Origin of the sequence: Bacillus sp. DWP3-1, from assembly GCF_049896565.1 — a bacterium.
In the GTDB taxonomy this organism is placed as follows: Bacteria; Bacillota; Bacilli; order Bacillales; family Bacillaceae; genus Bacillus.
The window spans coordinates 60,433-84,501 of the sequence record NZ_JAFCUN010000004.1; the positions used below are offsets into that span (position 1 = coordinate 60,433).

Below are 24,069 nucleotides of genomic sequence, written 5' to 3' on the forward strand. Positions count from 1 at the left end.
CTTCTTTGGAGAAAGAGATGATGGAAAATTTTAAAAAGTCTGCCACTATCATGCCGTTCGTTGGATTGTTTGTCAGCTTGCTATTATATGTTTATTTTTTTGGCATTACTGGAGTTGAAGGGTCGATTTGGGCTGCTGCTTTGTATTGTGCTCTGCCCTTTTTGGTGTACACGATATTTTGTTTGCCGATAAGTATTTATTTTTCGGTCAGTAGAAAACGTTCAATCCATAAAAATGAGGAACATTCATGATTGTGGTCAGCGCTTGTCTTGCTGGGTTGAAGGTCCGGTATAATGGCAGCCATCGATTAGATCAGCGAATTGAAGAGCTTGTGCAGGAAGGAAAGGCTGTGACAGTTTGTCCTGAACTGCTTGGCGGCTTCTCTACGCCTAGACCACCGGCAGAAATCATTGGCGGAGATGGATATGATGTTTTACGGGGGCAGGCTGCTGTTGTCGATGTTCATGGAACTGACGTCACAGAGATGTATGTAAAAGGTGCAAAAGCCACGCTGGAACAGGTTCAGTCTCTGAAAGCAACAGCGGTTGTGTTAAAAGAGTACAGCCCTTCTTGCGGGAGCCGGCTGATTTACCAGGGAGAGTTTAACGGTAAGACAAAAGCGGGTGATGGTGTGACGTCCGCCTTGCTGAAACAGCACGGGATTCAAGTGTTCTCTGAGGAGGATGATTGGACTTCGTTGTTTCAATAGGTGTGGCGTGGATAGAAGGAGGAGCTAGGTTGAAAAGGTGGATCATTGGTGTAGGTGTAGTGGTTTTAATAGGAATAGGTATTTATTTTATGATCAATACCAAAACATACTCTTTTGATGATGTGACCTCACTGGATAAGAATAAGGTGACTTCGATTCAAATTGAGCATGATAATGAGCAAGTTGTGGTAGATAAGAAAGAAGATATTCAAAAGCTGCTGAATGAATTTTCAGGTATGAAATTAAAGAAGGCGAATGGCGCTAAAAAAGAAACAAAAGAGTCTTATTGGATTAGGGTGTTAGAGGAAGGCAATGTTACATACGGATTCGTCTTTTATGATCAAGCTTATTTAGAGACATATGATGGTTCTAAAACGAAAAATAAGATCAGCGAATACCAAATCGTTGACGCCAATCAAGTCGATATAGGACAATATATCAAATAACACCAGCGAAATTTCTTGCATGATCAATAGAAAATTCGGGTATAGTGCTTGGTAAGTAAAAATGAAGCGGAGGTTTGTTTGATGAGTGGATTAACAGATACAGTCACATTAGCAAACGGAGTAAAAATGCCGAAGCTAGGTTTTGGTGTATGGCAGGTAAAAGATGGGGATGAGGCTGTAAATGCAGTCAAAGACGCTCTTGAAGCGGGCTACCGCAGCATTGATACAGCAGCGGCCTATCAAAATGAAGAAGGGGTAGGCAAAGCCATTCAGCAATCAGGCATCTCTCGCGATGATCTGTTTATTACGACAAAGGTCTGGAATCGTGATCAAGGCTATGAAGCAACACTTGAAGCCTTTGAAACAAGTATGAACAAGCTTGGGCTAGATGTATTAGACCTTTATTTAATTCATTGGCCAGTTGAAGGTAAATATAAAGATACTTGGAAAGCACTAGAGAAGCTGTATAAGGATGGACGCGTTCGAGCCATCGGTGTGTGTAACTTCCATCAGCACCACCTAGATGATTTATTAGAAGAGGCAGAAGTTGTGCCAATGGTCAACCAAATCGAGCTACATCCAAAGCTGACGCAGGAGCCTTTACGAGACTACTGCAAGGAGAAAGGGGTTCATGTAGAAGCGTGGTCACCATTAGGCAGTGGGAAGCTTCTGAACCATCCTGTTCTTCAGGATATTGCGAAAAAACATGACAAATCCGTGGCACAAGTCATTCTTCGCTGGGACTTGCAGCATGGCATTATCACCATTCCAAAATCTGTGACGAAGAGCCGAATCATCGAAAACACACAAGTCTTCGATTTCGAGCTGTCCGCACATGAGATGGGTGTCATCGATCAGCTCAATGAAGATGAGCGCACAGGTCCAGATCCAGATAACTTTGATTTTTAATCGAAAGAAAAGCACAGGTGGATGCCTGTGCTTTTTTTTATTTAACGGTTTTTCGAGGCTGATACGTTTTCAATGACTTGAATGGCGTCGGCAATTTGCTCTTTGGAATAGTCTCCAATCAAGCAAAAGGTTTCGTCTGCACGTGCAGCATGGCTTGCCACTGTTTTTGCGGCTTCTTCCAGCTGAGCTGTGATGCCAAGCTCACGCATATTTCTAGGTAATCCGAGTGTTTCATAAAGCTCAAGTAATTCTTCTACTTCGCTCATTCGATTTTCTGCGGCAAGCTGAACAAGAATGCCATAGGCCACTTTTTGACCATGTAATACGTGATGCGTTTCTTCAATAAATGTCAATCCGTTATGGATGGCGTGCGCTCCTGCCATTCTGCCGTAGCGTCCCCCGTACCCGCCGACCGTGCCGGCTAATGTAATAATGGTATCCGTTACATCCGCAAATGCTTGCGAGTGCTGCCCTGTTGTCAAGCTGTGGACGGCTTCTTCGCTATGGGAAAGAAGAATGTCTCTGACGTATACCGCCTGCTTTAGTGCAGCATGCACCATGAGCGGTAAGGAGTCTTTTGCATTTCGAATAATGGCTTCTGCTTCATACCATTTGGCCAGCGTATCTCCAATCCCACTTTGAAGGTAGGAAAGAGGAGAAGAAAGCAAAAATGTATGATCAATGAGCGTGAGGTAGCTGGACCGTTTATGATAATCGACTCTCATGAAATTCCCCTTGTCATCATAAATGACGCTAAGCGGTGTAGATGCAGCACATGTCCCTGGGATGGTTGGAACCATGATCACTTCAATTTGAAGAGCTTCTGCTACTGACTTGGCGGTGTCTAAAATCGTGCCGCCTCCAATCCCAATCATCACATCTGCCCCTTTCAGTTCTTCAGCAATTCGTGTGATCGCATTTGGTGAACTGTATCCTTTGTGCTGAACAACAGGCCAATGAGGTGGAAGCTTTGTGTACGCTGAAAAAGCATGAAATGAATCGTGTCCCGTCAGTACAGCGGGCGACTGGAAGGATGGAGAAACAAGTGAATCGAGTTCATGATAAATCCCTTTTTGAGAAATAAATTGGTTTGGGCCGCTTCTGACGATATCTTCTGGCTGGATCATTGAGTTCTGCTCCTTTACAACATCATATTTCATAAATCATCTCATTTTACAGAAAGTTCTGTCAAATAATCGATAATATGAGGAGAAAGACCCTTCCGTTTTATGGAATTGAGCCGCTGACATTGCCTTTAGGTATGTATTTCCTGTATGATAAAGAACGGTATGTTTTGATTAAATTTAAGAGGTGTTTATATATATGGAAAAACAATATCGTGTCTTACTTTACTATCAATATGTCCCCATTGAGGACCCAGAGACGTTTACAGCAGAGCATCTAGCATTCTGTAAGGAGCTTGGTTTGTTAGGCCGTATCCTTGTGTCAGCAGAAGGCTTGAACGGAACTGTTTCTGGTACCATTGAGCAAACGGACAAGTACATGCAAGCGTTAAAAGAAGATCCGCGCTTTGCGTCTATGCCGATCAAAATTGACGAAGCAGACGGTCATGCGTTTAAAAAAATGCACGTCCGCCATCGAAATGAACTAGTGAATCTGAGCCTTGAAGATGACGTGAACCCGTTAGAATTAACAGGTAAACATCTCAGCCCAGTTGAATTTTACGAGCAAATGCAATCACCTGATACCGTTGTGATTGATGCACGTAATGATTACGAGTTTGATGTCGGCCACTTTAGAGGGGCAGTACGTCCTGATATCGAGACATTCCGCGAATTACCTGAGTGGATTCGTGACAATAAAGAGATTCTTGAAGGGAAAAAAATCCTGACGTATTGCACAGGCGGCGTACGCTGTGAGAAATTCTCAGGCTGGTTAAAGCGTGAAGGCTTTGAAGATGTCTCTCAGCTTGACGGCGGAATTGTCACGTACGGAAAAGACCCAGAAGTTCAAGGAAAGCTATGGGATGGTCAATGCTATGTGTTTGATACCCGCTTAACAGTGCCAGTGAATCAAACAGAGCATGTAGTTGTCGGAAAAGATTTCTTCACCGGTGAGCCTTGCGAGCGTTATGTGAACTGTGCAAACCCTGCATGCAACCGCAAAATGATTGCAACAGAAGAAAGCGAGCATAAATATATGCGCAGCTGCAGCCATGAATGTCGTACAAGTGAACGTAACCTTTATGTGAAACAGCACAATCTGTCTGAAGAAGAAGTGCAAGAAAGACTAGCTGTGATTGAAAAAGAACAAGCAATCTCACAAGGATAGAGGGACCCCCTTTATCCTTTTTTTCTATACACGAGAGGGTTCAGAAGAAAGAGGGATTCATTTCCTCTTTCTTTTTTTGTTTTGTTTTTTTCAAAATAAGGGTAAAGGTAGTTATTCAGTCTAATAGATTGAACCGTTGAAAAAGCGCTTTCTTTAGAAATAAGCATGTTCGACTATTTCAGAAAATAGAGAATTGAGAGATAATAAAACAGGCGAAAAAATGAACAAGGGTAAAGATTTAGTTGAAGAAATATTTGTCAATTGAATGAAAAGTGAGCTGCAAGTAAGAAAGACGCTTACTTGGGCACATGCTTTGTAATTTAATCGAAAGGTGTTATGAACATGAATCATTTGCATCGTAGAATGGGAACTTTCGCTTTAATGATGGTAGGTCTTGGCTCAATCATTGGTTCAGGATGGCTTTTCGGTGCTTGGCGTGCCGCTCAAATTGCCGGCCCTGCTGCTATTTTGTCCTGGTTGATTGGGATGGTCGTGATTTTATTTATCGCTTTGTCTTATAGTGAACTCGGATCGATGTTTCCAGAGGCAGGCGGAATGGTGAAATATACGCAATATTCACACGGCTCTTTTATCGGGTTTATTGCTGCTTGGGCAAACTGGATCGCTATTGTCTCCGTCATTCCTGTTGAGGCGGTGGCTTCTGTCCAGTATATGAGCTCATGGCCTTGGGAGTGGGCAAAGTGGACAAGCCATTTGGTCACAAAAGGGGTTTTGACGACAGAAGGGCTCATGGTCGCCAGTGTACTTCTTGTGATTTACTTTCTGCTCAATTATTGGACAGTTGGGTTATTTTCAAAAGCGAATACATTCATTACTGTGTTTAAAATTGTCATTCCAGGATTAACAATTGGTGCGCTCTTATTCGTAGGTTTTCATAGTGAGAATTTTACTTCTGGAACAAGTATTGCCCCTAATGGCTGGGCGAGTGTGCTGACAGCTGTTGCGACATCAGGGATTGTGTTTGCCTTCAATGGCTTCCAAAGCCCGATTAATATGGCTGGTGAGGCGAAAAATCCAGGCCGATCGATTCCGATCGCCATTGTTGGATCCATTTTGATTGCGACTGTAATTTATGTGCTTTTACAAATCGCCTTTATCGGTGCTGTCAATCCGTCCATGATTGTGAATGGATGGGGCCATTTGAATTTTAACTCGCCATTTGCTGACCTTGCCATTGCGCTTGGGATTAACTGGCTGGTTCTGATTTTATATGCAGATGCGTTTGTATCACCTTCTGGTACAGGGATTACGTATACGGCGACGACATCTCGTATGATTTATGGAATGGAAAAAAACAAATACATGCCAAGCGTGCTTGGCCGTCTGCACCCTATTTATGGTGTGCCTCGTCCAGCGATGTTTTTTAACTTAGCCGTATCGTTTATCTTTCTGTTTTTATTTAGAGGCTGGGGTGTACTTGCAGAAATCATTTCAGTTGCGACGCTCATTTCTTATTTGACAGGTCCAGTGACCGTTATGACACTGAGAAAGACAGGGACAGATTTATATCGTCCGCTTCGAATAAAAGGACTCAGCATCATTGCTCCTCTCGGCTTTGTCTTTGCCTCATTGACGCTGTATTGGGCGAGGTGGCCGTTAACAGGTCAGGTGCTGTTCATTATTCTCATCGGTCTTCCGATCTATTTTTACTATCAAGCAAAAGCGAAGTGGAAAGGCTTCGGCCGCAACTTTAAGGCGGGTGCTTGGATGGTCGTGTACTTGCTTGTGATGATGACGATTTCCTGCCTTGGCAGTGACAAATTCGGCGGCTATAACGTCATTCATTATGGCTGGGACATGGCACTTATTACAGTGGTTGCCTTGCTATTTTATATGTGGGCACTCAAAAGTGGATTTGAAACAGAATTTCTAAAGGATGCGAAAAAAATTAATGATGAGCTGCGTAATTCTCAGCAAGAAGCCGCATCATCCAAAGAATAAAGGAACGGCTGCCTGAATATCGCGGGCAGCCGTTTTATTTTGATAAATGATGCATCACGTGCTGCCTCAGCCAAGTGGTGACGCCACGCAAAACGGCTGCTGTGACAAATGAGATGAGCACATATCTCCAAAGCTGATCCATGCCTTGTCCACTAAGCCAAAACACGATTCCTAGAAAAACGAGTGTGAATAGAAGCATGAATAAAAATGATGCAGACCAGAAAAAAGCCTTCACTGAAGGTCACCTCCTCGGAGTATTGTATGCAGGTAATTGAATGATCAGACCAGCTATGAAGGGGTAGAATCATGATGAAATCTATTTCAAAAGTCAGATAAAAACACCAAGTGATTTGACAGTTGTGTTAAGATGAGAGCATATTTTGAGTGAAGATTGTGGGTCATAGACGGAGGTGTTTGGGGTTGCAGATACAAAAAGTTCTAAACAATAATGTCATTAGTGTGATAGATGAACAAGGTAAAGAAATCGTCGTCATGGGCAGAGGTATCGCGTTTCAACGACGGCCTGGAGACCCGGTAGACGAATCGTTAATCGATAAAGTCTTCCGCCTGGAGGATCACTCCGTTCATGAGCGGATGAAAATGCTGCTTCTGGAAGTTCCGTATGATGTGGTCAAGGTAACCGAAGAAATGATTCAATATGCACATACAAAGCTGAACCGAAGATTAAATGAAAGTCTGCATGTATCACTCGCAGACCATATTCATTACGCCATCGAACGATTGAAGAAAAATCACCTCATTGAGAATTCGCTTATTTGGGAGATTAAACGCTTATACAAAGATGAATTTCTTGTGGCAAAGGACTGTCTTGAGATGATTGAAGAGCGTCTTCATATTGAACTGCCTGAGGATGAAGCAGGCTTTATTGCGATGCATATCATTAATGCAGAGCTCAATGAGGACATGAATACAACGGTCAATATCACAAAAGAAGTAAACGCCATTCTCACCATTGTGAAATATCATCTCAACATGGATTTTGATGAAGACTCACTCAACTATTACCGTTTTCTCACGCATTTGCGCTTTTTCGTCCAGCGTCTGATCAACGAAACACTGCTTGTCAGCGAAGATCAGGACTTGTATCAGCTGATCAAGGTGAAATATCCGAAGGCTTACGAATGTGCAAAGAAAATCGCAGAATATGTCTATCAAACCTATCACCGAGATCTCACATCAGAGGAGATGCTGTATCTATCCATTCATTTGAATCGATTGATCAAACGAGAAAAATAAAGGTAGATTTTAAAAGAAAGCGTTGACATGAGAAAAGCTGAGTGGTACTATTTGCTCATAAACATAAAAGAATACGGTTTCACAATGATCGTCTTAGAGGATTGTGACTGTTCGGCAGGCAAAACCTAAACGTTCACTGAAAAAGCGCAATGGCAAGTTGCGACTATTTTTGGTGCCCGTTTAGGTTTTTATTTTGCCCAAAAACGTATTTTTTTGAAAAAAAGGGGGTTTTTGTATGAGTTATCGTCAATTAGCAGAAGACATTATCAAACACATTGGCACAGAGAAAAACGTTCATTCACTGGTCCATTGTGCCACAAGACTTCGCTTCACATTACATGACCGATCAAAAGCAGACAAAGCAGCCATTGAAAAATTAAATGGTGTTGTAACCGTCATGGAAAGCGGCGGCCAATTTCAAGTAGTCATTGGCAATACCGTACCAGAGGTTTATCGAGAAATTGGGGAGTTTACGAATCTATTAGAGGATTCCACTTCTTCATCTGCAAAATCAGGTGGAGAGAGCACAAGCCTTTTCGGAAAATTCGTCGACATTGTCTCTGGTATTTTCACACCACTTCTCGGTGTCATGGCGGGTGCTGGTATTTTAAAAGGTCTATTAGGCATCTGTATCAATGCGAAATGGTTATCACCTGAAGATACGTCGTACCAAATTTTATTTGCTGCGTCTGACAGCTTGTTCTACTTCCTGCCATTACTGCTCGCATTCACTTCGGCGAGGAAGTTTAGAGCGAATCCATTTGTCGCTGTGACGATTGCTGGTGCACTCATTTACCCAACCATTCAAGAGTTGTCAAAAGGCGGCGGAGATGTGACCTTCTTCGGTATTCCGGTCGTCTTAATGTCGTATACATCAACGGTTATTCCAATCATTTTGGCAGTGTTTGTCATGGGATATATCGAACGTTTCTTTAACAAAGTCATTCATGAAAGTGTCAAAAACTTTATTACACCACTGATTTTACTTGTCACGGTTGTTCCGCTGACACTCATTGTATTCGGCCCATTTGGTGTGTATGCAGGGAACGGCATTGCAGCTGTCTTGCTGAAAATATTCTCCTTTAGTCCTACACTTGCAGGTGCTTTAATTGCGATGGCATGGCAGGTTCTCGTGATCTTCGGTATCCACTGGGGTCTAGTGCCAGTGATTTTAAATAATATCGCCGTCCATGGAAAAGATCATATCAAGCCGGCTACTGCGCCAGCTGTATTCTCACAAGCCGGTGCCTCAATCGGTGTTATGCTGAAAACAAAGAATAAAAAACTGAAATCATTGGCTGGATCGACAGCGGTTTCTGCCGTGTTTGGGATTACAGAGCCAGCTGTATACGGGGTCACGCTTCGTTTGAAAAAACCATTTATTGCAGCCGTTCTCTCTGCCGGTGTCGGCGGTGCGATCATCGGTTATTCACAAAGTATTGCGATTGCGTCAGGGCTTCCAAGTTTACTGACACTTCCGATTTTCTATGGACAAGGGTTTACAGGGTTCATCATCGGAATCTCGGTCTCGTTTGTTCTATCCATCGTCTTGACTTATTTGATTGGATTTAAGGATCCAGTAGATGAAGATGACACGCCAGCACCGATTTCCGCACCAACAATGGAAAACGAACATGGGGTCAAAGCAGCTCATGTGAAGAGTCCTTTAAAAGGCGAGGTGATCAAGCTGGAGGAAGTACAGGATAAGGCATTCTCATCTGGTGCACTAGGAAAGGGTGCAGCCATCATTCCATCAGAAGGCAAGTTGTTTGCACCAGTATCAGGAGTTGTGACAACGGTGTTCCCAACAGGCCATGCGTACGGTCTCACTTCTGAAAGCGGAGCAGAAGTGCTCATTCACATTGGACTGGATACCGTACAATTAGGCGGTCAGCATTTTACCCCGAAGGTCGTACAGGGGCAAACCATCACAGAAGGTGAACTGCTTGCAGAATTTGATATTGAAGCCATCCAAGCTTCCGGCCTTTCCGTCACAACACCAGTGATTATTACCAATTCCGGTGAGTTTAGCGATATTATTGAAACAGAAGTAAAACAAATTACACCAGGACAATCATTTTTACATCTCGTTTAATCAAGAGGAGGAAGAAATTATGAGATATTCAACACTAGCACCATTTCCAAAGGACTTTTTCTGGGGCGGATCTACTTCCGCCTATCAAGTAGAAGGTGCGTGGAACGAGGATGGCAAGGGGCCTTCTGTCATTGATATGAGAGCAAGTTACCCTGAAGGGACAACGGATTTTAAAGTCGCAAGCGATCACTATCACCGCTATAAAGAGGATGTGAAGATGTTTGCAGAAATGGGTTTAAAGGCTTATCGCTTCTCTATTGCATGGACACGGATCATTCCAGATGGAGATGGGGAGATCAATCAAAAGGGGATTGAATTCTATCATTCTCTCATCGATGAATTGCGCCGCTATGACATTGAACCAATCGTGACAATGTATCATTTTGATCTGCCTCATGCGCTTCAAGTAAAAGGCGGTTGGTCAAATCGTGCGACAGTAGATGCGTTTGAACGTTATGCAGAGGTTCTCTTTAAGGAATATGGCCAGAAGGTAAACTATTGGCTGACCATTAATGAACAAAACATGATGATCTTACATGGATCGGCGCTCGGTACACTTGATCCAAATTTAGAAAATCCAAAAAAAGAACTGTATCAGCAGAACCACCATATGCTCGTAGCTCAGGCGAAAGCCATGACGCTTTGTCATCGTTTGCTGCCTGAAGCGAAAATTGGACCAGCACCAAATATTGCGCTCATTTATCCGGCATCTCCAAAGCCTGAGGATGTGCTTGCTGCGGCGAATTACAATGCGATCCGCAACTGGCTGTATCTTGATATGGCAGTCTTCGGCCGTTATAACAACCTTGCTTGGGCATACATGAAAGAAAAAGACATTCTTCCTGTTATTGAAGAGGGAGATATGGATATTTTGAAAAGTGCGAAGCCAGACTTCATTGCCTTTAACTACTACACATCTCAAACGGTTGAAGCGAGTAAAGGAGATGGCAACGATGAATTTGCACGCGGCGGAGATCAGCATTTAAAATCTGGTGAAGATGGCGTATACAAAGGCGGCAACAACCCGTTCTTAAGTAAAAATGCGTTTGGCTGGGAGATTGACCCTGTCGGCTTCCGTTCAACGATGCGCGAGATTTATGACCGCTATCAGCTGCCGCTTATTATTACAGAAAACGGATTGGGTGCTTTCGACAAGTTAGAAGAAGATGGTTCGATTCAGGATGATTATCGAATTGACTATTTAGAAAAGCATATCGAACAAATCAAATGGGCGATCACAGACGGAGTCGATGTCTTCGGATACTGCCCGTGGTCTGCAATCGATCTAATCAGCACACACCAAGGATGCTCCAAGCGCTACGGATTCATCTACGTCAACCGCGACGAATTTGACCTAAAAGACCTCAAACGAATTCGTAAAAAGAGCTCTTATTGGTACGAAACCTTGATTCAGCAAAATGGAGAGAACATCGGGGAGTAACAGATAAAAAAGCCAATCACCTTATGCGGGTGGCTGGCTTTTTTTCTTCATTCACTCTATTAGCAAGATCATATTGTTCGAGTTGTTCTAAAATGATAGTCTAATTATATATTGTAAAATTTGGTTTAATATCCATTATAAGAGAGGGTCTGTTTATATGATGACGATTCTTTTTCTGTTTTTCTTATTGTTTTTCATTTTTTATGCTTTGAATTATATAGGTCAGAAATTAATTGCGAAGGAATACCCAATGAACCATGGTGTGATTGTGACTCTATCAGCTGTGGAAGGTATTCTTGTTTTTGTACTTGTTGGTGTTAATGAGAAGTTTCCATTTTTTTAGATCCAATCACATCTTGCTCTCTACTATTATTATACCGCGAATACAATCTCATTTACAGACTGTTTTCCGCCCAGATCAGGCCGTATACTGTTATACGCAAGTCAAAAACGATAAGGGGTGCGGCTGTATGAATGACAATGAGCAGGTTTTAGATCCTGGCCCATTTTTTCATGGGACGAAAGCAGAATTGAAGATTGGAGATCTGCTTGAACCGCTGTATTTATCCAATTTTCAGGATAAAAAATCAAACCATATCTATTTCACTGGAACATTAAATGCGGCCAAATGGGGTGCTGAGTTAGCAAGGTCTGATGCGAAAGAGAGAATATATCTTGTAGAACCGTTAGGCGAGTTTGAAAATGATCCGAATTTGACTGACAAAAAATTTCCCGGCAATCCAACACGTTCTTATCGATCGAAATCCCCTTTGAAAATTGTCGCAGAATTAGGTTCATGGGAAAGACATTCTGATGAAGAAATCAATCATATGCTGAGCTCTTTGAAGAAATTAAGTGAAGAAGGAAAAAATGTCATATACGATTGATGATCCATATTCTAAATAACACGAAGGCCGCCTCATCAACAACTGGGCGGCCTTTGTTCTATTTTATTGAAACAATGCATCCATCAACTCATCAAATGTTTTTGCTTGCTTCAGGAAGTGAATGCGGTCTGGATTGTCCAGTAAATCGACGGCCTGTTCAAAGAATTGATTCATACAGACTGCGTCATCCTTATGAATGGCTAATAAAAAGACAAGTGATACTTGGTCTCCCTGCCAGTCAATTGGCTGTTTTAAGTGTGCGATGGCTACGCAGGATGTGCCTTCATTTGTGATGAGCGGGTGAGGCATAGCCATTCCTCTGCCAAGATAGGTAGACGACATTTGCTCCCGCTCAAGCACCGAGGACCGAAAAGAAGGCGATACTAGCTGATGCTTCTCTAAACCGCTGCATAGTGTGTCTAATACCTCCTCCTTGCTGGATAGGTCAGCATTCAATAAGGTCAATCGTTCTTGAAAAAATGCCATCAGCTCTTTAGAGGGAGTCCCATGTCCATTTAATAAATGAATGATCTCATTTACCCGCTGTACATCATGATGTTCAAAAAAAGCGCTGACTTGAATCACGGGTTTTCCCTTTGATGCGAGTGGGACGGTTGTAATGATGACATCACAGGGCAGGGTGGTGCTCATTAGATAATCCTGATAGGAATACAGCTCGACGATTTCCAGTTCGTGCTGAAAGGCTGCCTTCAATTTAATTTCAAGCAGTCTTGCCGTCCCTAGTCCAGACCCGCACACGATAATGGCTTTCTTTTTTTGCGAGGTATCGAGCTGACTTCTTTCAAATGAAGCAGCGATATGCAGAGCAACATATGCCGCCTCGTCTTCATTTGGCGTCCGTACCAGCTGTAAGGCATTCAGTCCGCTGACAGCCAAATCAAACGGGTAAGGATAGGACGCTTTGATCTCATGCAAAAGCGGATTTTGTAAGGATACGCCATATTGGATTCGATTTAATAATGGCTTCATATGAAGCATCAAGTCTTGCTGCAGGATGTTGTCATCTGCAAAGCGGTGGCCGCTTGTTTTCTCAATGTGCTGTAGAAAGACCGCAACCGCCTGCTGAACTTCCACTGTCGTCTGATGCTGGGCGGCTTCTTTCCACGTTTGATTCGCCAATAGATGCATCACTAAGTAATCTGTTTCATCCTCTGATAAGATGACGTGAAAGGTGTCACTTACCTGCTGTATGATCTTTTGGGCAATTCTCATTAAGACTGGTGATCTTTGTGTACGAGTGGTACTGGCGGATATCCGCTGGTTTTTTCGTGTCTGCTGAATCGCAATCGCTAAGTGAATGACTAAGTTTTTTAAGGCAATGTCTTTAATGAGCAATGACTCTTGATGCAGGTTCGTCAAGACAATAGATCGAATGGTTTCAAGAGAAATATCAGGAAAATGGAGCTGCTCCCGCTCGGTGATATGAGAAAGTGCAGGCTCTTCCTCAAGGAGTAAGTCTGCATAGCATGTTCTTTTTTGCAACTCGTCTCCCTCAATCTTTAATCCAAAACCAGGCTTTGACACAAGGGTCATGCCGTAACGGGCTAACAGCTCTCGTCCTTTTTTTAAATCACTGCTGACCGTCATGCGGCTGATAAACAGTTCTTCAGCCAGCTGGTCAATTTTTAAGTAATCCGGTTGAAGCAATAGCTTTCTCATCATAAATCGTACACGCTCTTCTGGCATGACGGGGACGAGAGAGCGGGCAGGAAGCTTCTGTTGATGAAGCCAAAGCAGGAAGGCGTCTTGGTCACTTGTTAATAGGGTGTATCCCTTTCCGCGGATCGTTTTGATCTTGGCTCCAGCTTCCTTTAGTTGTTCATTTGCTTCTTTGATTAAATTGCGGATGGAGCGGTCAGATAAGCGAAAAGAGGCAGTGAGCTCCTCCAGCTTCACGAACCCCTTCGTTTCAAATAGCCGCTGAATCAGCTGATAGGTTCGAGGATCTGCCGTCATCATCATTGCGCGGCTCCTTGCGCCTGTAAGGCATCAGTACCAAGAGCGATTGCGCCCATTAAACCAGATAATCCATCAAAGAATGGCTTGGTGATAATTTCATTTAAAGGCTTTGGCAGTTTCAAATAGCCGCCAAGCCGCTTTTCTGTTTCATCAAGAATGAGCGGCAGCATAGCGGGCTGTTTCATCACACCTCCGCCGAGAATGATGCGCTCTGGTGAAAGAGTGAGTAATAAATTGGCGGTCATCTGCCCGAGATAGTAGGCATGAAGTGACCAGGCAGGATGCTCCTCTGGCAGCATTGGTGCCAATGTATGATAGCGTCCTTCTATGGCAGGTCCAGATGCCAGTCCCTCTAAACAGTCGTGATGTATTGGGCAACAGCCTCCGTAGGAATCATGAGGATGCCGCTGAACGGTGATATGCCCCATTTCTGGATGCAATAATCCGTGAATGAGGCGGTGTTCAATATAGGCACCGCCACCTATTCCTGTTCCAACTGTGATGTAAACCAAAGAAGCAGGCTTTTGTGCTTCGACCGAAAAGCGGGCTTCTCCGAGTGCTGCACAGTTCACATCGGTATCAAGCTTCATCGGGAGCCCAAGGGCTTGTTTTAAGGTAGAGAGGAAAGGGAATTGGCGCCAGGCTGTTTTTGGTGTATCTAAAATCGTCCCATAGCTTGGGCTTTGTTCTTTTACATCGACAGGCCCGAATGCCCCAATGCCAATTGCATCGACAGGATGCTTTGTAAAGTAATCGATCACTTGCCGGCATGTTTCAATTGGGTTTCCTGTTGCAAAGGAAGTCATGTGTTCAATCGTTCCGTCTGTTGTTCCGTAGCCGCAGACAAATTTTGTTCCGCCTGCTTCAATGCCTCCAATTCGCATGATCAATGCCCTCCATTAAAGAGGGGCGAAATCCAAATGGACCCCGCCCCTACATGTTCATTTTTTCTTTACAATGTAGGTTTGTACCTGACAAGGTGTGAGCGGTTCAATGTGTAATGATCCATCTTGTGCTTTGAGTATATGTCCTTCAGGTGTTTCGCCTAAATTCGCTGTTTCTCCGTGTTGTAGAGATGAACTATTGATTGAAGCGGCTGTTTGACGCGTTAAATATGGATTGAAGAGACGGATGACAATGCCTGTTCCATGCTCTTCTTTTTTCAGAGCGCTTAGAATGGCTCCGTCTGTCTCAATGTCAAGCAGGCTATAAGTAGATTGTAAGTCTTCTTTTTCATCTCGGAAAGAGAAAATTAAACGACCGTTTAAAAAGTCTGCCCGTTCGTAGCATTGAACTGGGGTGGTATACCGCTTGGCAAGCTGCGCTAAGTGCCCCTCGCTGATAGCGTCCTTGCTATAGTGCATGCCAAATGAGAACGACAGTGCACCTTGCAGCTGAGCGTCAGGTGTCTCAACGATTTTTTCACCAGATGCGCGTCCTGGACGGTAAAGAAGGTTTTCTTTCCCCATTTTTCCGAAACAGCGGAAGAGCGTATACGCAATCGTAGTGTAGCCTTCTCCTGTGATTTGATATTCTCTTACGCAGTCCGTCAATAGAGCGACACCATATGCTTCATTACGAAGTGCAGTAAAGGATTGCATCGGTTCAATGGTGATCGGTTTTTCTTCCCAATGCTCATTGCTCCACCATTCAAGCTCTTGCGTGAGCTCTGTTGGGCGTTCGATGGTTCCAAACTGCTGATCGCTCAGTGATACCTTTGATGCGATGCCTGTATCAAAGAGGACACGCAGACGATGGTCTAACGCATGATTGTCGACATCGACATGAAAACGGATGACAGGCTCATCTTTGTTTAATGCCACCTTCGCTGTGATCGGGAGTGAAGTCGTGACCGATTGCTGAGAGCGCTCTTCTAAGTCATATGGGACAGTGAGAGTAAGCTGGATGGTGAGCTCTTCCTGCAGGCCGCTTTTAGACACTGTGATGTCTGCTGAAGAAAGATCCTTGGATGACACATACAGATCTTCGCGCGGCGGGGAATAGTTGTAGGAATCTCCATCGTCTCCATTGTCTTCAAAGATCATTTGCTCAGAGAATGTCAGGCCTGTTTGTTTATCTGTGATGTCCAGCGATCCGTTGTCATTTGCCGCTATGCGGTAATACGTATTTTCAATCGCGCGTCCTTCTGTTTGTTCCCATACAGATTCGCTCGATTCATCGAAAACCATGCTGACTTGTGTATAACCAACGGACGGTAAGCTGGCGGCTTCAATCAGCAGAATGGCTTTCCATACTTGTTTTGGCATGTACACATCTTTACTTGGGTTAAGAGAAATTTGCTGTGCCAGCACATAATCTGTGACATCGGTTTTGCTTTTCACTGTGTAGTGAAGCGTTCTTCCGTTTGCATCCTTTAGTGTAAATGGACGTTCCGTGATAAAGGTTTCAACCTCAATGACTTCAGAACGCTTTGAAGGCAGTGTATTAAATAACGTGAATGTGATTTCTTGCTCAATTTGCAGTCGAATAGCAATGAGACGCATGTGTAAGTCCACAAGATTCTCGGCGATTTCCTTTGCCTGCTTGTAGCGGAAGAAGACATCTTGATTCGTCGTGTCGCTATTGCAGCCTCCAATGCTGTCATGCGCTGCATTTTCAAACATGAGGTACCAAATATCACGAACCGTATCATGCGGATAGTCGTGTCCGAGTGAATAGCTAATCGTTAGGATAGGCTCCATCACATTGACGAGATAGTTTTCAATTTGATTGTTTAAGATTTTTAAATCAGCTCGTGTTGAAAAAATAGATTTGTGAATCCGCATATGCTTCGCATGAATGAGCTCTCCTTCTAATGTTTCAAAAGACGTCCGCTCTTTTTTTACTGCTGCAATGTAATCTTCTAAACTGCTGATTTGATAGTGGTGCTCGTCAAGTTCATTGGCTTTTCCTAATAAGTCAGGCAGGTTTTTGCGGATCGGTGCCTGGTCAAAGCCATTTGGGAAATAGACATTCTTTGTGGTTGCCTTTGCTTGCAGCGCACCAATTTTTTCAGATAAAAAGGCTTGTAAATCCTCATCCTTCTCAGGAATATTTCCACCGTAGTAGTAGCCAAATGGCAGGTTCACAGCAAAGACTTCACTGCCGTCAGCACCTTGCCAATTGAATTCAGTGTGATTCGTCATATGGTCTGAAACACCGCGCCAAAAAGCTGTATCCACAATGCCGAATCCACGGTAAATTTGAGGCATTTGCGCGGATTGACCGAAGGAATCAGGGACATAGCCGACTTTCATCACATGACCGAACTGCTGACAGCGTTCAATCCCATATTGCAGGTTCCGTACAATCGATTCACCTGAAATGACGAGCTGGTCGGTTTGGGTATACCATGGGCCGATGATGAGACGTTTGGCTGTGACGAGTTTTTTGATTCTATTCTCATCCTCAGGGCGCCATTTCAAGTAATCATCCAATAAGGATGCCTGTGCATCGAGCATGAAGTAATGGAACCTTTCATCTGTTTCAAGGGTGTCTAAAATGTCCATTACGCTTTTCATTAAGTAGATACGGGATCGGGAGGTGGTGAAATACCATTCCCGGTCCCAGTGAGTATGTGGAATCACATGTACATTGACAGTCATTGATCAACGACACCTTTCTATGTTCAAATTATCCTTCTAGCACAAGGTCAAAATCGTCTTCTTCTTTCTGCTTCTGGTCATGTTCTGGCGTTTTTGGCTCTTTTTTCTCAGAGAAATTCACAAGCAGGTTGGCGCCAATACCGATGACGAGTGCGCCAGTAAGGGCTCCGATTAAATAGGCCCACCAGTTTCCGACTGAGAAGAAGCCGTATAGCCCGCCAATTGGCGGCATGATGTCATGAACACCTAATAATGCAGCGACCCCGCTTCCAGCAGCACACGCGACAACATTGAGCGGAATCAATTTCAAAGGATTGACAAGGGTAAAAGGAATCGCCCCTTCCGTAATACCGATAATGCCCATCACAAGCCCGCCTCGTCCGGCTTCTCTAAAGGTTGGAGAGAAGTTGCGTTTTCGAATCAATGTCGCAAGCCCGTATCCAAGCGGCGGAATGACAATCGCAATATTGACGAGGATGGCAGGGAGGTAGACGCCTGATAGGAAGAGTGCGTTACCTGCCATCCAAGCGGATTTATTCACCGGTCCGCCAAGGTCGAAGCCAATCATCGCACCTAGAATCAGAGCGAGTGCAAGTGTGCTTGTGCCGTCAGCGACCATACCTTTGATCCATTCAATTAATGCCGTGTTCAAAGCGCCTAATGGTCCGCCCAGCAGAACGGACATGAGAAGCCCGGTTAAGCCAACGGTTATAAGCGGTAAGATGAGCAGAGGAACGAGTCCGGCTGCGGAGCCTTGAATTTGAATTTTTCGTTTTACAAAAAGAGCGACATATCCTGCGAAGAAGCCTGCAATGACGGCACCGATAAATCCAGCATTCGTTGAGCTGGCAAGGGCACCACCGATGAAGCCGGCCGCAAGACCTGATTTATCCGCAATCGAATAGGCGATAAATCCAGCGAGCAGGACGTTCATTAAGCCAATGCCTGTCCAGCCAACCTGCTCCATTAAATAGGCGCCGTGTAAAATGCCGCCAGCATCCTTATAGGCGTTTAAATCTGAAACACCAAATCCTAATCCGACTAGTTTTGCTAAACCAACGATAAGGGAGGCGCCGATGATCACAGGAAGAATATAAGAAATACCGGTCATGAGATGGCCTTCAATGACTTTTAATTTTGCTTTCATTTTGCTTTGCTCCTTTCTATATGGCATTGCTCACGTTTATTAAGATTCTGATTTTTTCTTTTCAACAAGTGCTACGGCTTTTGTGATGATTTGCTCGGCATTTTTTAAGGCGCGTCCGATCTCGACACGTACTGTGGGAATGCCTGAGAAACGTTCCGCATCGTTGATATGCTGGTTTGAGGCAATGATACAAAGGTCTGCCTGCTTTGCTTCCTCTGTTGTAATGCTATTTACCTGTCCCATAATCCCTTGCTGCTCGATTTTGATCTCGTGACCGAGCTGTTTACCCGCATTCTCTAATGCCTTTGCTGCCATTGGTGTATGAGCTAACCCTGCTGGACATGAAGTGACACCGACAATTTTCATTGTGTAATCCCCTCTTTCAATTGTTGTTCAATGACTTCGTAATAATAGTCAGCGGTTTGACCTGGTTGTATCTTTTCGATGAAAGCCGGTTCCATGAGGCTTGTCGCAATCCCTGACAGTAATTTCAGGTGTGTGACATTTGCTTCTTCTAATGGAACGAGCAGTGTAAATAAATAGCTTGTGGGCAAATCGTCGAAGCTTCCCCATTCAATAGGTTGTTCTAACTCTAAAAATAGAAGTGAAGCCGTTTGTACAGCGGAGCTTTTTGTATGAGGAATGGCGAAGCCTTGCTGAAGTCCTGTTGAGACTTCGTCTTCGCGAGTCAACAAATCGGATAATAACCCCGCCTGATCGTTTGTAATCTGAAGGTCTTCAGCTTTCTCGGCAATGTATTGTAAAATCTCATTCTTTGATCGTCCGTTTACTTGTGTGAAAACATGATCTTTTTGGAACAAGCTGATCCCTTCTCTCTTGTTTGTTAAGCGCTTACAAGTTGATTGTAATGTACTTTTCGGCATGGTTAAATAGCATCATTTTCCGTTTGAAATGGCAAAAAGTTTATGAAGCTATTCGTTTTGCTGTCTGTATATCTCAAATCCTAGCTTAAAACGAGTTTAATTATGTAAAAAACAGATTCTACTAAATGCATTTCTGTGATATTCTTCCAAGGTATTACAAAAGATAAGGGGGTCTTTTCATGTTCAAAAAGCAGGTCAAATCCTGTGTGATCGTACTCATGGCCATCATTCTCTGTATGGCGGCATTACCTGGATATGAGGCAGCAGCTGCCAGTAAAGGAACAACTGTCAATGAAGCCATTGGGTTAAAAAATGGTGAAGTGATCTCAGGTACATTACAGAATGAAAAGGAAGAGTCATGGTACCAAATCACGCCATCTGCACAAGAGGTGGCAAAACATACACATATGAAAATTTCTGTAAAAAGTAAACAGGTGTTGTCCGTATCGGTCTATCCAAGTAAAGACAGAGCGATGAAGGATGACACTTATTCCAGATATCGTGTGGACACTGCAAGTGGAGAGACAGAGATCGACTTCCCGCATGCATGGTCAGGTCCTTATTTTGTCAAAGTGCTCTATTTAGGGTCGGAGGAAGACAGCCGTGATGAGGGAGAGGATGCGGCCTATACAATTGGGTATAAAGGAGCTAACCTTCCGCCTTCTGAACCCGTTTTCCCTGAAGACGATGAGCCTGACATCATTATTATTGAGAAAAAGTACGGGCGCGAAATTCTCCAATCGATGCGTACAATTGAAGATAAACGTTTTAATGAAACACCAAATGGTCAGAAGCTGAGTCGCCTGCTCCAAAAGACAAAGCCATTTCTCAAATCGAAGCTCATCAAACAAAAAAATGAGCAGCAAAAGGTATACAATCATCTGCTGACATTAAAGACACTGCTAAATGACGTAGAGAAAAATGGTGCATTTAGCGGTCATATCGTGACAGAGAAAGAACAACAGGCGATCCGTTCCCTTTTTGATATGCTCAAAGGAGCAAGTCCTGCCTATTTAAAGAAGGAATTAGAAGCAGTGAGTCAAAAAATTGGAATCGATCAGCTTGAAGGAAAATCGATCGGTTATGTATTAGAGAAGCAAAAGCTTGTAAAAGAAGAGAAAGTGAAGACGAATAAGATCATTTTTAAACTAAAGGATGGCCAAACGCTTCAATCTGCGAAAAAGAAGATGAAAAGCTATGGAATCCAAGAAAACCGCGTGACATCGCAGTCAGTAAGTCCTTTGTTTAAAGGAATGTATGTCTATGATGTACCAGCAGGGCAAGAATCAGCTGGAAAGACACTAAAAATAGGCAAAGCTGTGATCAAAAGCACTGCAAGAAAGCTGTCCAGTATGCCGAATGTTGAATTTGCGGAGCCTGTTCAAACCTATCGTGCACTTAGCAATGACGTGCAGTATGGTTACCAGTGGCCACTGAAAAACAGTGCGCAAAACAGCGGGAAAAAAGGCGCTGATGTGAAGTTTGAACAAATGAATACACTGATTGGCACAAGCAAAATGAAGCAAACATTAATTGCTGTTGTGGATACAGGTGTAGACAGTCGTTTGACTGATTTAAGCGGGACTGTTCGTACGGACTTAGGTGCGAATCTCATTGGACGAAACAAAGATGCGATTGATGACAATGGACACGGTACGCATGTTGCCGGCATCATTGCCGCAAAAGCCGATAATCATTACTCCATGGCAGGTCTCAATCAACATACGGGCATCATTCCGGTGAAGGTGCTGGATGCCTATGGCTTTGGAGATACAGAGCATATTGCACTTGGAATCAAGCATGCAGTGGATAAAGGCGCAAAGGTCATCAACATGAGCCTTGGCGGCTACTACAGCAGGGTGATTGAATATGCAATGAACTACGCGGCTCAAAGAAATGTACTAGTGGTCGTGGCGAGTGGAAATGATGGCGTTCCAGAAATGGGCTATCCTGCGACATCAAAGTACGCAATGGCCATTGGCGCAAGCAACCGTATGGATATTGCCGCTGAATTCTCAAGCTACGGTAAAGGACTGAGCATGTCTGCACCAGGATCTGATATTCCAAGCTTAATGCCAGATGGGAATGTCTCATACCTGAGCGGGACATCAATGGCGACACCATATGTGGCAGCGGCAGCAGGATTACTGCTTTCTAAAAATCCATCCTTGAAGCCAAATCAAGTAAGGAATATCTTGCAAAGCACAGCAGATAAGATCTCCTTTACATCTGTTGATGGAAAAGATGACGTTTTCTATGATGAAAACGATGAGCCAATTATCGATCCGAAAATTCCAGGTATTGATTGGATGACAGGACATGGCAGACTGAATGCATTTGCTGCTTTAAGTGCTGTCGAATTGAATGCATCTGTGAGCAAAGTGGAGGATCAGCATCAAAAGGTGACAGGTAAAGCAAAGGCAGGCGCTGCTATTTCTGTGTATAGAGGCAAAACCCTGCTTGGAAAAGGCACAGCAGGCAAAAATGGAACTTTTAGTGTGAAGATCAAGCATCAGAACAAAAACAAAGTGCTTCACATTAAGATTTCAAAAGGAAAGGCCGCTACAACGCTCAAAACAGTCGTCAAAAAAGGCAAAACACCAGCTAAGCCGAAAGTGGGCAAAGTAACGGTCAAAAGTAAAACGGTCAAAGGAACTGCGGGTGCAGGATTGACCATTAAAGTGAAAAACAAATCAAAGAAAGTCATCAAAACGGTGAAAACGAATAACAAGGGCGCATTTACTGCCCAAATGAAACCGCAAAAAGCCAAAACGGTCTTGTATGTGACCGCTTCTGATGTGAGAAAAAGAGAAAGCAAAGCGGTGAAGGTTGTTGTTGTGAAAAAGTAAGAGAAGAACTTCCCTTTCTAAAAAAAGGGAAGTTCTTTTGTTTGTTACTGGAAAAATACCAATTAATGTCGATAGTAATATAGTAGGAAAAAAAGGAGGATTTACAGATGAAAAAAATCTTGTTTGCTTTCTTTCTATCATTGCTTCTCGTATTCCCAACCTTTGCACATGCTGAGGAAACAGGTGCAGTACCAGCATCTGTACAAGTAACTAGTGTTACAGCAGCAGACGGAGGTATGGTTAATTACGGTTCTGGCAGTAAATATCGCGTGGGTTCTTATTATCCAGCTACGTTTAAAGGAACACTAAAAGATACAAGTGGAAATCTCATGCCCAATCAGCCGATCCAGCTTTATTTTGAAGCAGCAATCAAATCATATGCTCAAACAGCGACAGGCACAACAGACGTAAATGGACAATTTTCACTGACGTTTCAAGTTCCTGCAGGTGCAGGCTACCAAACATACAATAATGCAGGCTGGTCTACACATTACTACGATATCGTTCCGGTGACGTTCACTTCAAACGACATCAAGCTATCTTCAAATGTCACAAGTGTATACCATTTGGCATATACATCACGTTACTAATCTGCTGGAAGAGGCGACTTGGCGAAAGCCCTGTCGTTTTTTCATAGAAAAAAGGATGTCATCAGGTGACATCCTTTTCTTTTTGTTAGCAAACCTGCTGGGCGGCAACCGAAAGAGTCGATAAACAAACACTCATGAGCCGTGACTCCCAGATTTGATCGAGCGTTTACCTTTTAATTCTGAGCTTTGATGGATAAGAACTTTCACACTTGAACGTTGATCCTTGAACCTTCAGCTTTGAGCTTTTATCAAGGATCATCCAGAGATGATCAGATGAGGAGGGAATGACCTTTCCCTCGGAGGTGTTTAGTTCTATCGATTTTCGGCTCACTAACAAAATCAATTAATCGATCTGTACTTTCGTCAGTGTATTGCTTTCAGACAAGGAAAAATCAACTTCCATTTGAAAATCCTCAATTTCGTTCGAAAGCTTTTCAATCTTCACTCGAAGACGAAGCGGATCGATGATCGTTGCCTCATTTTCAGCTAGGAACGACTTGACGATCTCTTGGTTGGCAGCCGCTTGTGTTTTTCCGTCTTTTCCAAACAAGGTTTCTAAATGCTGGTCGAGTCTCTTTTTCACATCTTCATTGGTTTGTTCTGCTTTGTCTACTAGTTCTGTGTACACCTTTTTTAATTTCCGTAAATAACGAATATCGTATTCAATGGACGTCTTCCGTTCAATCGCTTCTGCCACCGTCATGCTGACACCCGCTACATCAATTGTTGTGGTCGCATTCGACACAACAATGGCTGATTTGATGGCATTCCGGCGTTTGATTAATGCTTGAATCGATTGGTCATCAGCCTTCGCCTTTTTTTCGATTTCTTCTTGATTTTGAAACCCGTGCTGTATATGTTTCCCGATCATCAATCCACCAAGTACGGCTTCATCAACGGTTCGGTTGATTCTCTTATCTAACATTTTCAGTTCACTTAATGCTCTTGTAATGGTCATTTCCATATTAGTGACAACTCCCTTGGTTCATCCTGAAAATCATAGATTCCTATCATAT

The 24,069-nt window shown here is 43.5% G+C and carries 21 protein-coding genes; 12 read left to right on the plus strand and 9 right to left on the minus strand.

The genetic code is table 11. From position 1 onward, the window contains the following. Positions 1-5: 5 nt before the first annotated feature. The 4 genes from ACP7A0_RS10330 to ACP7A0_RS10345 all read left to right on the plus strand — a co-directional run bounded on the left by ACP7A0_RS10330 (position 6) and on the right by ACP7A0_RS10345 (position 2,064). On the plus strand, positions 6-251 hold the full coding sequence (locus ACP7A0_RS10330; protein ID WP_034666639.1) for a hypothetical protein: 246 nt from the start codon (positions 6-8) through the stop codon (positions 249-251). Further along, on the plus strand, positions 248-709 hold the full coding sequence (locus ACP7A0_RS10335; protein ID WP_034664351.1) for a DUF523 domain-containing protein: 462 nt from the start codon (positions 248-250) through the stop codon (positions 707-709). Before ACP7A0_RS10330 ends, ACP7A0_RS10335 begins: the two co-directional genes overlap by 4 nt. 29 nt (positions 710-738) lie before the next feature. After that, a complete protein-coding gene (locus tag ACP7A0_RS10340; RefSeq protein WP_106031890.1) occupies positions 739-1,155 on the plus strand; it encodes a hypothetical protein in 417 nt (138 codons plus the stop codon). An 81-nt stretch (positions 1,156-1,236) separates the two neighbouring features. Then, positions 1,237-2,064, plus strand: a complete 828-nt coding sequence (locus ACP7A0_RS10345; protein ID WP_106061694.1) for an aldo/keto reductase — start codon at positions 1,237-1,239, stop codon at positions 2,062-2,064. Between the two features lie 41 nt (positions 2,065-2,105). On the opposite strand, the gene ACP7A0_RS10350 is transcribed toward ACP7A0_RS10345, so the two are convergent. Continuing rightward, positions 2,106-3,188: an iron-containing alcohol dehydrogenase family protein gene (locus tag ACP7A0_RS10350; protein ID WP_060595537.1), complete on the minus strand. Its 1,083-nt coding sequence runs from the start codon at positions 3,186-3,188 to the stop codon at positions 2,106-2,108. A gap of 199 nt (positions 3,189-3,387) precedes the next feature. Here ACP7A0_RS10350 and ACP7A0_RS10355 point away from each other — a divergent pair, with 199 nt between their 5' ends. Both ACP7A0_RS10355 and ACP7A0_RS10360 read left to right on the plus strand, forming a co-directional pair. Continuing rightward, positions 3,388-4,356 carry a rhodanese-related sulfurtransferase gene (locus tag ACP7A0_RS10355; protein ID WP_060595437.1) on the plus strand — a complete coding sequence of 323 codons (969 nt, stop codon included), beginning with the start codon at positions 3,388-3,390 and terminating at the stop codon, positions 4,354-4,356. A gap of 342 nt (positions 4,357-4,698) precedes the next feature. Continuing rightward, a complete protein-coding gene (locus ACP7A0_RS10360) occupies positions 4,699-6,318 on the plus strand; it encodes an APC family permease (RefSeq protein WP_106061695.1) in 1,620 nt (539 codons plus the stop codon). A gap of 34 nt (positions 6,319-6,352) precedes the next feature. On the opposite strand, the gene ACP7A0_RS10365 is transcribed toward ACP7A0_RS10360, so the two are convergent. Next, on the minus strand, positions 6,353-6,553 hold the full coding sequence (locus ACP7A0_RS10365; protein ID WP_060595439.1) for a hypothetical protein: 201 nt from the start codon (positions 6,551-6,553) through the stop codon (positions 6,353-6,355). A gap of 185 nt (positions 6,554-6,738) precedes the next feature. Here ACP7A0_RS10365 and licT point away from each other — a divergent pair, with 185 nt between their 5' ends. The 4 genes from licT to arr all read left to right on the plus strand — a co-directional run bounded on the left by licT (position 6,739) and on the right by arr (position 11,998). Then, entirely contained in the window at positions 6,739-7,575 is an 837-nt protein-coding gene (gene licT / locus ACP7A0_RS10370) for a BglG family transcription antiterminator LicT (protein WP_066031389.1), read from the plus strand. A gap of 235 nt (positions 7,576-7,810) precedes the next feature. Continuing rightward, on the plus strand, positions 7,811-9,670 hold the full coding sequence (locus tag ACP7A0_RS10375; protein WP_060595441.1) for a beta-glucoside-specific PTS transporter subunit IIABC: 1,860 nt from the start codon (positions 7,811-7,813) through the stop codon (positions 9,668-9,670). Positions 9,671-9,689: 19 nt separating this feature from the next. After that, positions 9,690-11,111 carry a glycoside hydrolase family 1 protein gene (locus ACP7A0_RS10380; RefSeq protein WP_060595442.1) on the plus strand — a complete coding sequence of 474 codons (1,422 nt, stop codon included), beginning with the start codon at positions 9,690-9,692 and terminating at the stop codon, positions 11,109-11,111. A 470-nt stretch (positions 11,112-11,581) separates the two neighbouring features. Beyond that, positions 11,582-11,998 carry an NAD(+)--rifampin ADP-ribosyltransferase gene (arr, locus tag ACP7A0_RS10385; protein WP_106061696.1) on the plus strand — a complete coding sequence of 139 codons (417 nt, stop codon included), beginning with the start codon at positions 11,582-11,584 and terminating at the stop codon, positions 11,996-11,998. Between the two features lie 63 nt (positions 11,999-12,061). On the opposite strand, the gene ACP7A0_RS10390 is transcribed toward arr, so the two are convergent. Genes ACP7A0_RS10390 through ACP7A0_RS10415 form a run of 6 tightly spaced genes read right to left on the minus strand, consistent with a single transcriptional unit; the run spans position 12,062 to position 19,551 of the window. Beyond that, on the minus strand, positions 12,062-13,981 hold the full coding sequence (locus ACP7A0_RS10390) for a BglG family transcription antiterminator (protein WP_426005043.1): 1,920 nt from the start codon (positions 13,979-13,981) through the stop codon (positions 12,062-12,064). Further along, positions 13,978-14,862 carry an ROK family protein gene (locus ACP7A0_RS10395; protein ID WP_106061698.1) on the minus strand — a complete coding sequence of 295 codons (885 nt, stop codon included), beginning with the start codon at positions 14,860-14,862 and terminating at the stop codon, positions 13,978-13,980. The genes ACP7A0_RS10390 and ACP7A0_RS10395 overlap by 4 nt, the downstream gene beginning before the upstream one ends. Positions 14,863-14,919: 57 nt before the next feature. Next, positions 14,920-17,583, minus strand: a complete 2,664-nt coding sequence (mngB, locus tag ACP7A0_RS10400; RefSeq protein ID WP_106061699.1) for a mannosylglycerate hydrolase — start codon at positions 17,581-17,583, stop codon at positions 14,920-14,922. A 28-nt stretch (positions 17,584-17,611) separates the two neighbouring features. Beyond that, the gene (locus ACP7A0_RS10405; RefSeq protein WP_034664325.1) at positions 17,612-18,730 is read right to left on the minus strand and encodes a PTS fructose transporter subunit IIC; all 1,119 of its coding nucleotides are present in this window, start codon (positions 18,728-18,730) and stop codon (positions 17,612-17,614) included. 39 nt (positions 18,731-18,769) lie between these two features. Beyond that, positions 18,770-19,096 carry a PTS fructose transporter subunit IIB gene (locus ACP7A0_RS10410; protein ID WP_426005046.1) on the minus strand — a complete coding sequence of 109 codons (327 nt, stop codon included), beginning with the start codon at positions 19,094-19,096 and terminating at the stop codon, positions 18,770-18,772. Next, entirely contained in the window at positions 19,093-19,551 is a 459-nt protein-coding gene (locus ACP7A0_RS10415; protein WP_060595447.1) for a PTS sugar transporter subunit IIA, read from the minus strand. The genes ACP7A0_RS10410 and ACP7A0_RS10415 overlap by 4 nt, the downstream gene beginning before the upstream one ends. A 242-nt stretch (positions 19,552-19,793) precedes the next feature. On the opposite strand from ACP7A0_RS10415, the gene ACP7A0_RS10420 reads away from it, so the two are divergent. Together ACP7A0_RS10420 and ACP7A0_RS10425 are read left to right on the plus strand one after the other, a co-directional pair. Beyond that, positions 19,794-22,463: a S8 family serine peptidase gene (locus ACP7A0_RS10420; protein WP_426005048.1), complete on the plus strand. Its 2,670-nt coding sequence runs from the start codon at positions 19,794-19,796 to the stop codon at positions 22,461-22,463. A 107-nt stretch (positions 22,464-22,570) separates the two neighbouring features. After that, positions 22,571-23,053, plus strand: a complete 483-nt coding sequence (locus tag ACP7A0_RS10425) for a hypothetical protein (RefSeq protein ID WP_426005050.1) — start codon at positions 22,571-22,573, stop codon at positions 23,051-23,053. Positions 23,054-23,396: 343 nt separating this feature from the next. On the opposite strand, the gene ACP7A0_RS10430 is transcribed toward ACP7A0_RS10425, so the two are convergent. Next, on the minus strand, positions 23,397-24,017 hold the full coding sequence (locus ACP7A0_RS10430) for a hypothetical protein (protein ID WP_426005052.1): 621 nt from the start codon (positions 24,015-24,017) through the stop codon (positions 23,397-23,399). Between the last annotated feature and the right edge of the window lie 52 nt (positions 24,018-24,069).

Bases quoted from the DNA above. Each gene is read 5' to 3' on its own strand.
- ACP7A0_RS10355 (WP_060595437.1), top strand. From the start codon at position 3,388: ATGGAAAAACAATATCGTGTCTTACTTTACTATCAATATGTCCCCATT.
- ACP7A0_RS10425 (WP_426005050.1), top strand. From the start codon at position 22,571: ATGAAAAAAATCTTGTTTGCTTTCTTTCTATCATTGCTTCTCGTATTC.
- ACP7A0_RS10420 (WP_426005048.1), top strand. From the start codon at position 19,794: ATGTTCAAAAAGCAGGTCAAATCCTGTGTGATCGTACTCATGGCCATC.
- ACP7A0_RS10430 (WP_426005052.1), bottom strand. From the start codon at position 24,017: ATGGAAATGACCATTACAAGAGCATTAAGTGAACTGAAAATGTTAGAT.
- ACP7A0_RS10405 (WP_034664325.1), bottom strand. From the start codon at position 18,730: ATGAAAGCAAAATTAAAAGTCATTGAAGGCCATCTCATGACCGGTATT.
- ACP7A0_RS10390 (WP_426005043.1), bottom strand. From the start codon at position 13,981: ATGATGATGACGGCAGATCCTCGAACCTATCAGCTGATTCAGCGGCTA.
- ACP7A0_RS10410 (WP_426005046.1), bottom strand. From the start codon at position 19,096: ATGAAAATTGTCGGTGTCACTTCATGTCCAGCAGGGTTAGCTCATACA.
- ACP7A0_RS10375 (WP_060595441.1), top strand. From the start codon at position 7,811: ATGAGTTATCGTCAATTAGCAGAAGACATTATCAAACACATTGGCACA.
- ACP7A0_RS10380 (WP_060595442.1), top strand. From the start codon at position 9,690: ATGAGATATTCAACACTAGCACCATTTCCAAAGGACTTTTTCTGGGGC.
- arr (WP_106061696.1), top strand. From the start codon at position 11,582: ATGAATGACAATGAGCAGGTTTTAGATCCTGGCCCATTTTTTCATGGG.
- ACP7A0_RS10335 (WP_034664351.1), top strand. From the start codon at position 248: ATGATTGTGGTCAGCGCTTGTCTTGCTGGGTTGAAGGTCCGGTATAAT.
- ACP7A0_RS10360 (WP_106061695.1), top strand. From the start codon at position 4,699: ATGAATCATTTGCATCGTAGAATGGGAACTTTCGCTTTAATGATGGTA.
- ACP7A0_RS10345 (WP_106061694.1), top strand. From the start codon at position 1,237: ATGAGTGGATTAACAGATACAGTCACATTAGCAAACGGAGTAAAAATG.
- mngB (WP_106061699.1), bottom strand. From the start codon at position 17,583: ATGACTGTCAATGTACATGTGATTCCACATACTCACTGGGACCGGGAA.
- ACP7A0_RS10395 (WP_106061698.1), bottom strand. From the start codon at position 14,862: ATGCGAATTGGAGGCATTGAAGCAGGCGGAACAAAATTTGTCTGCGGC.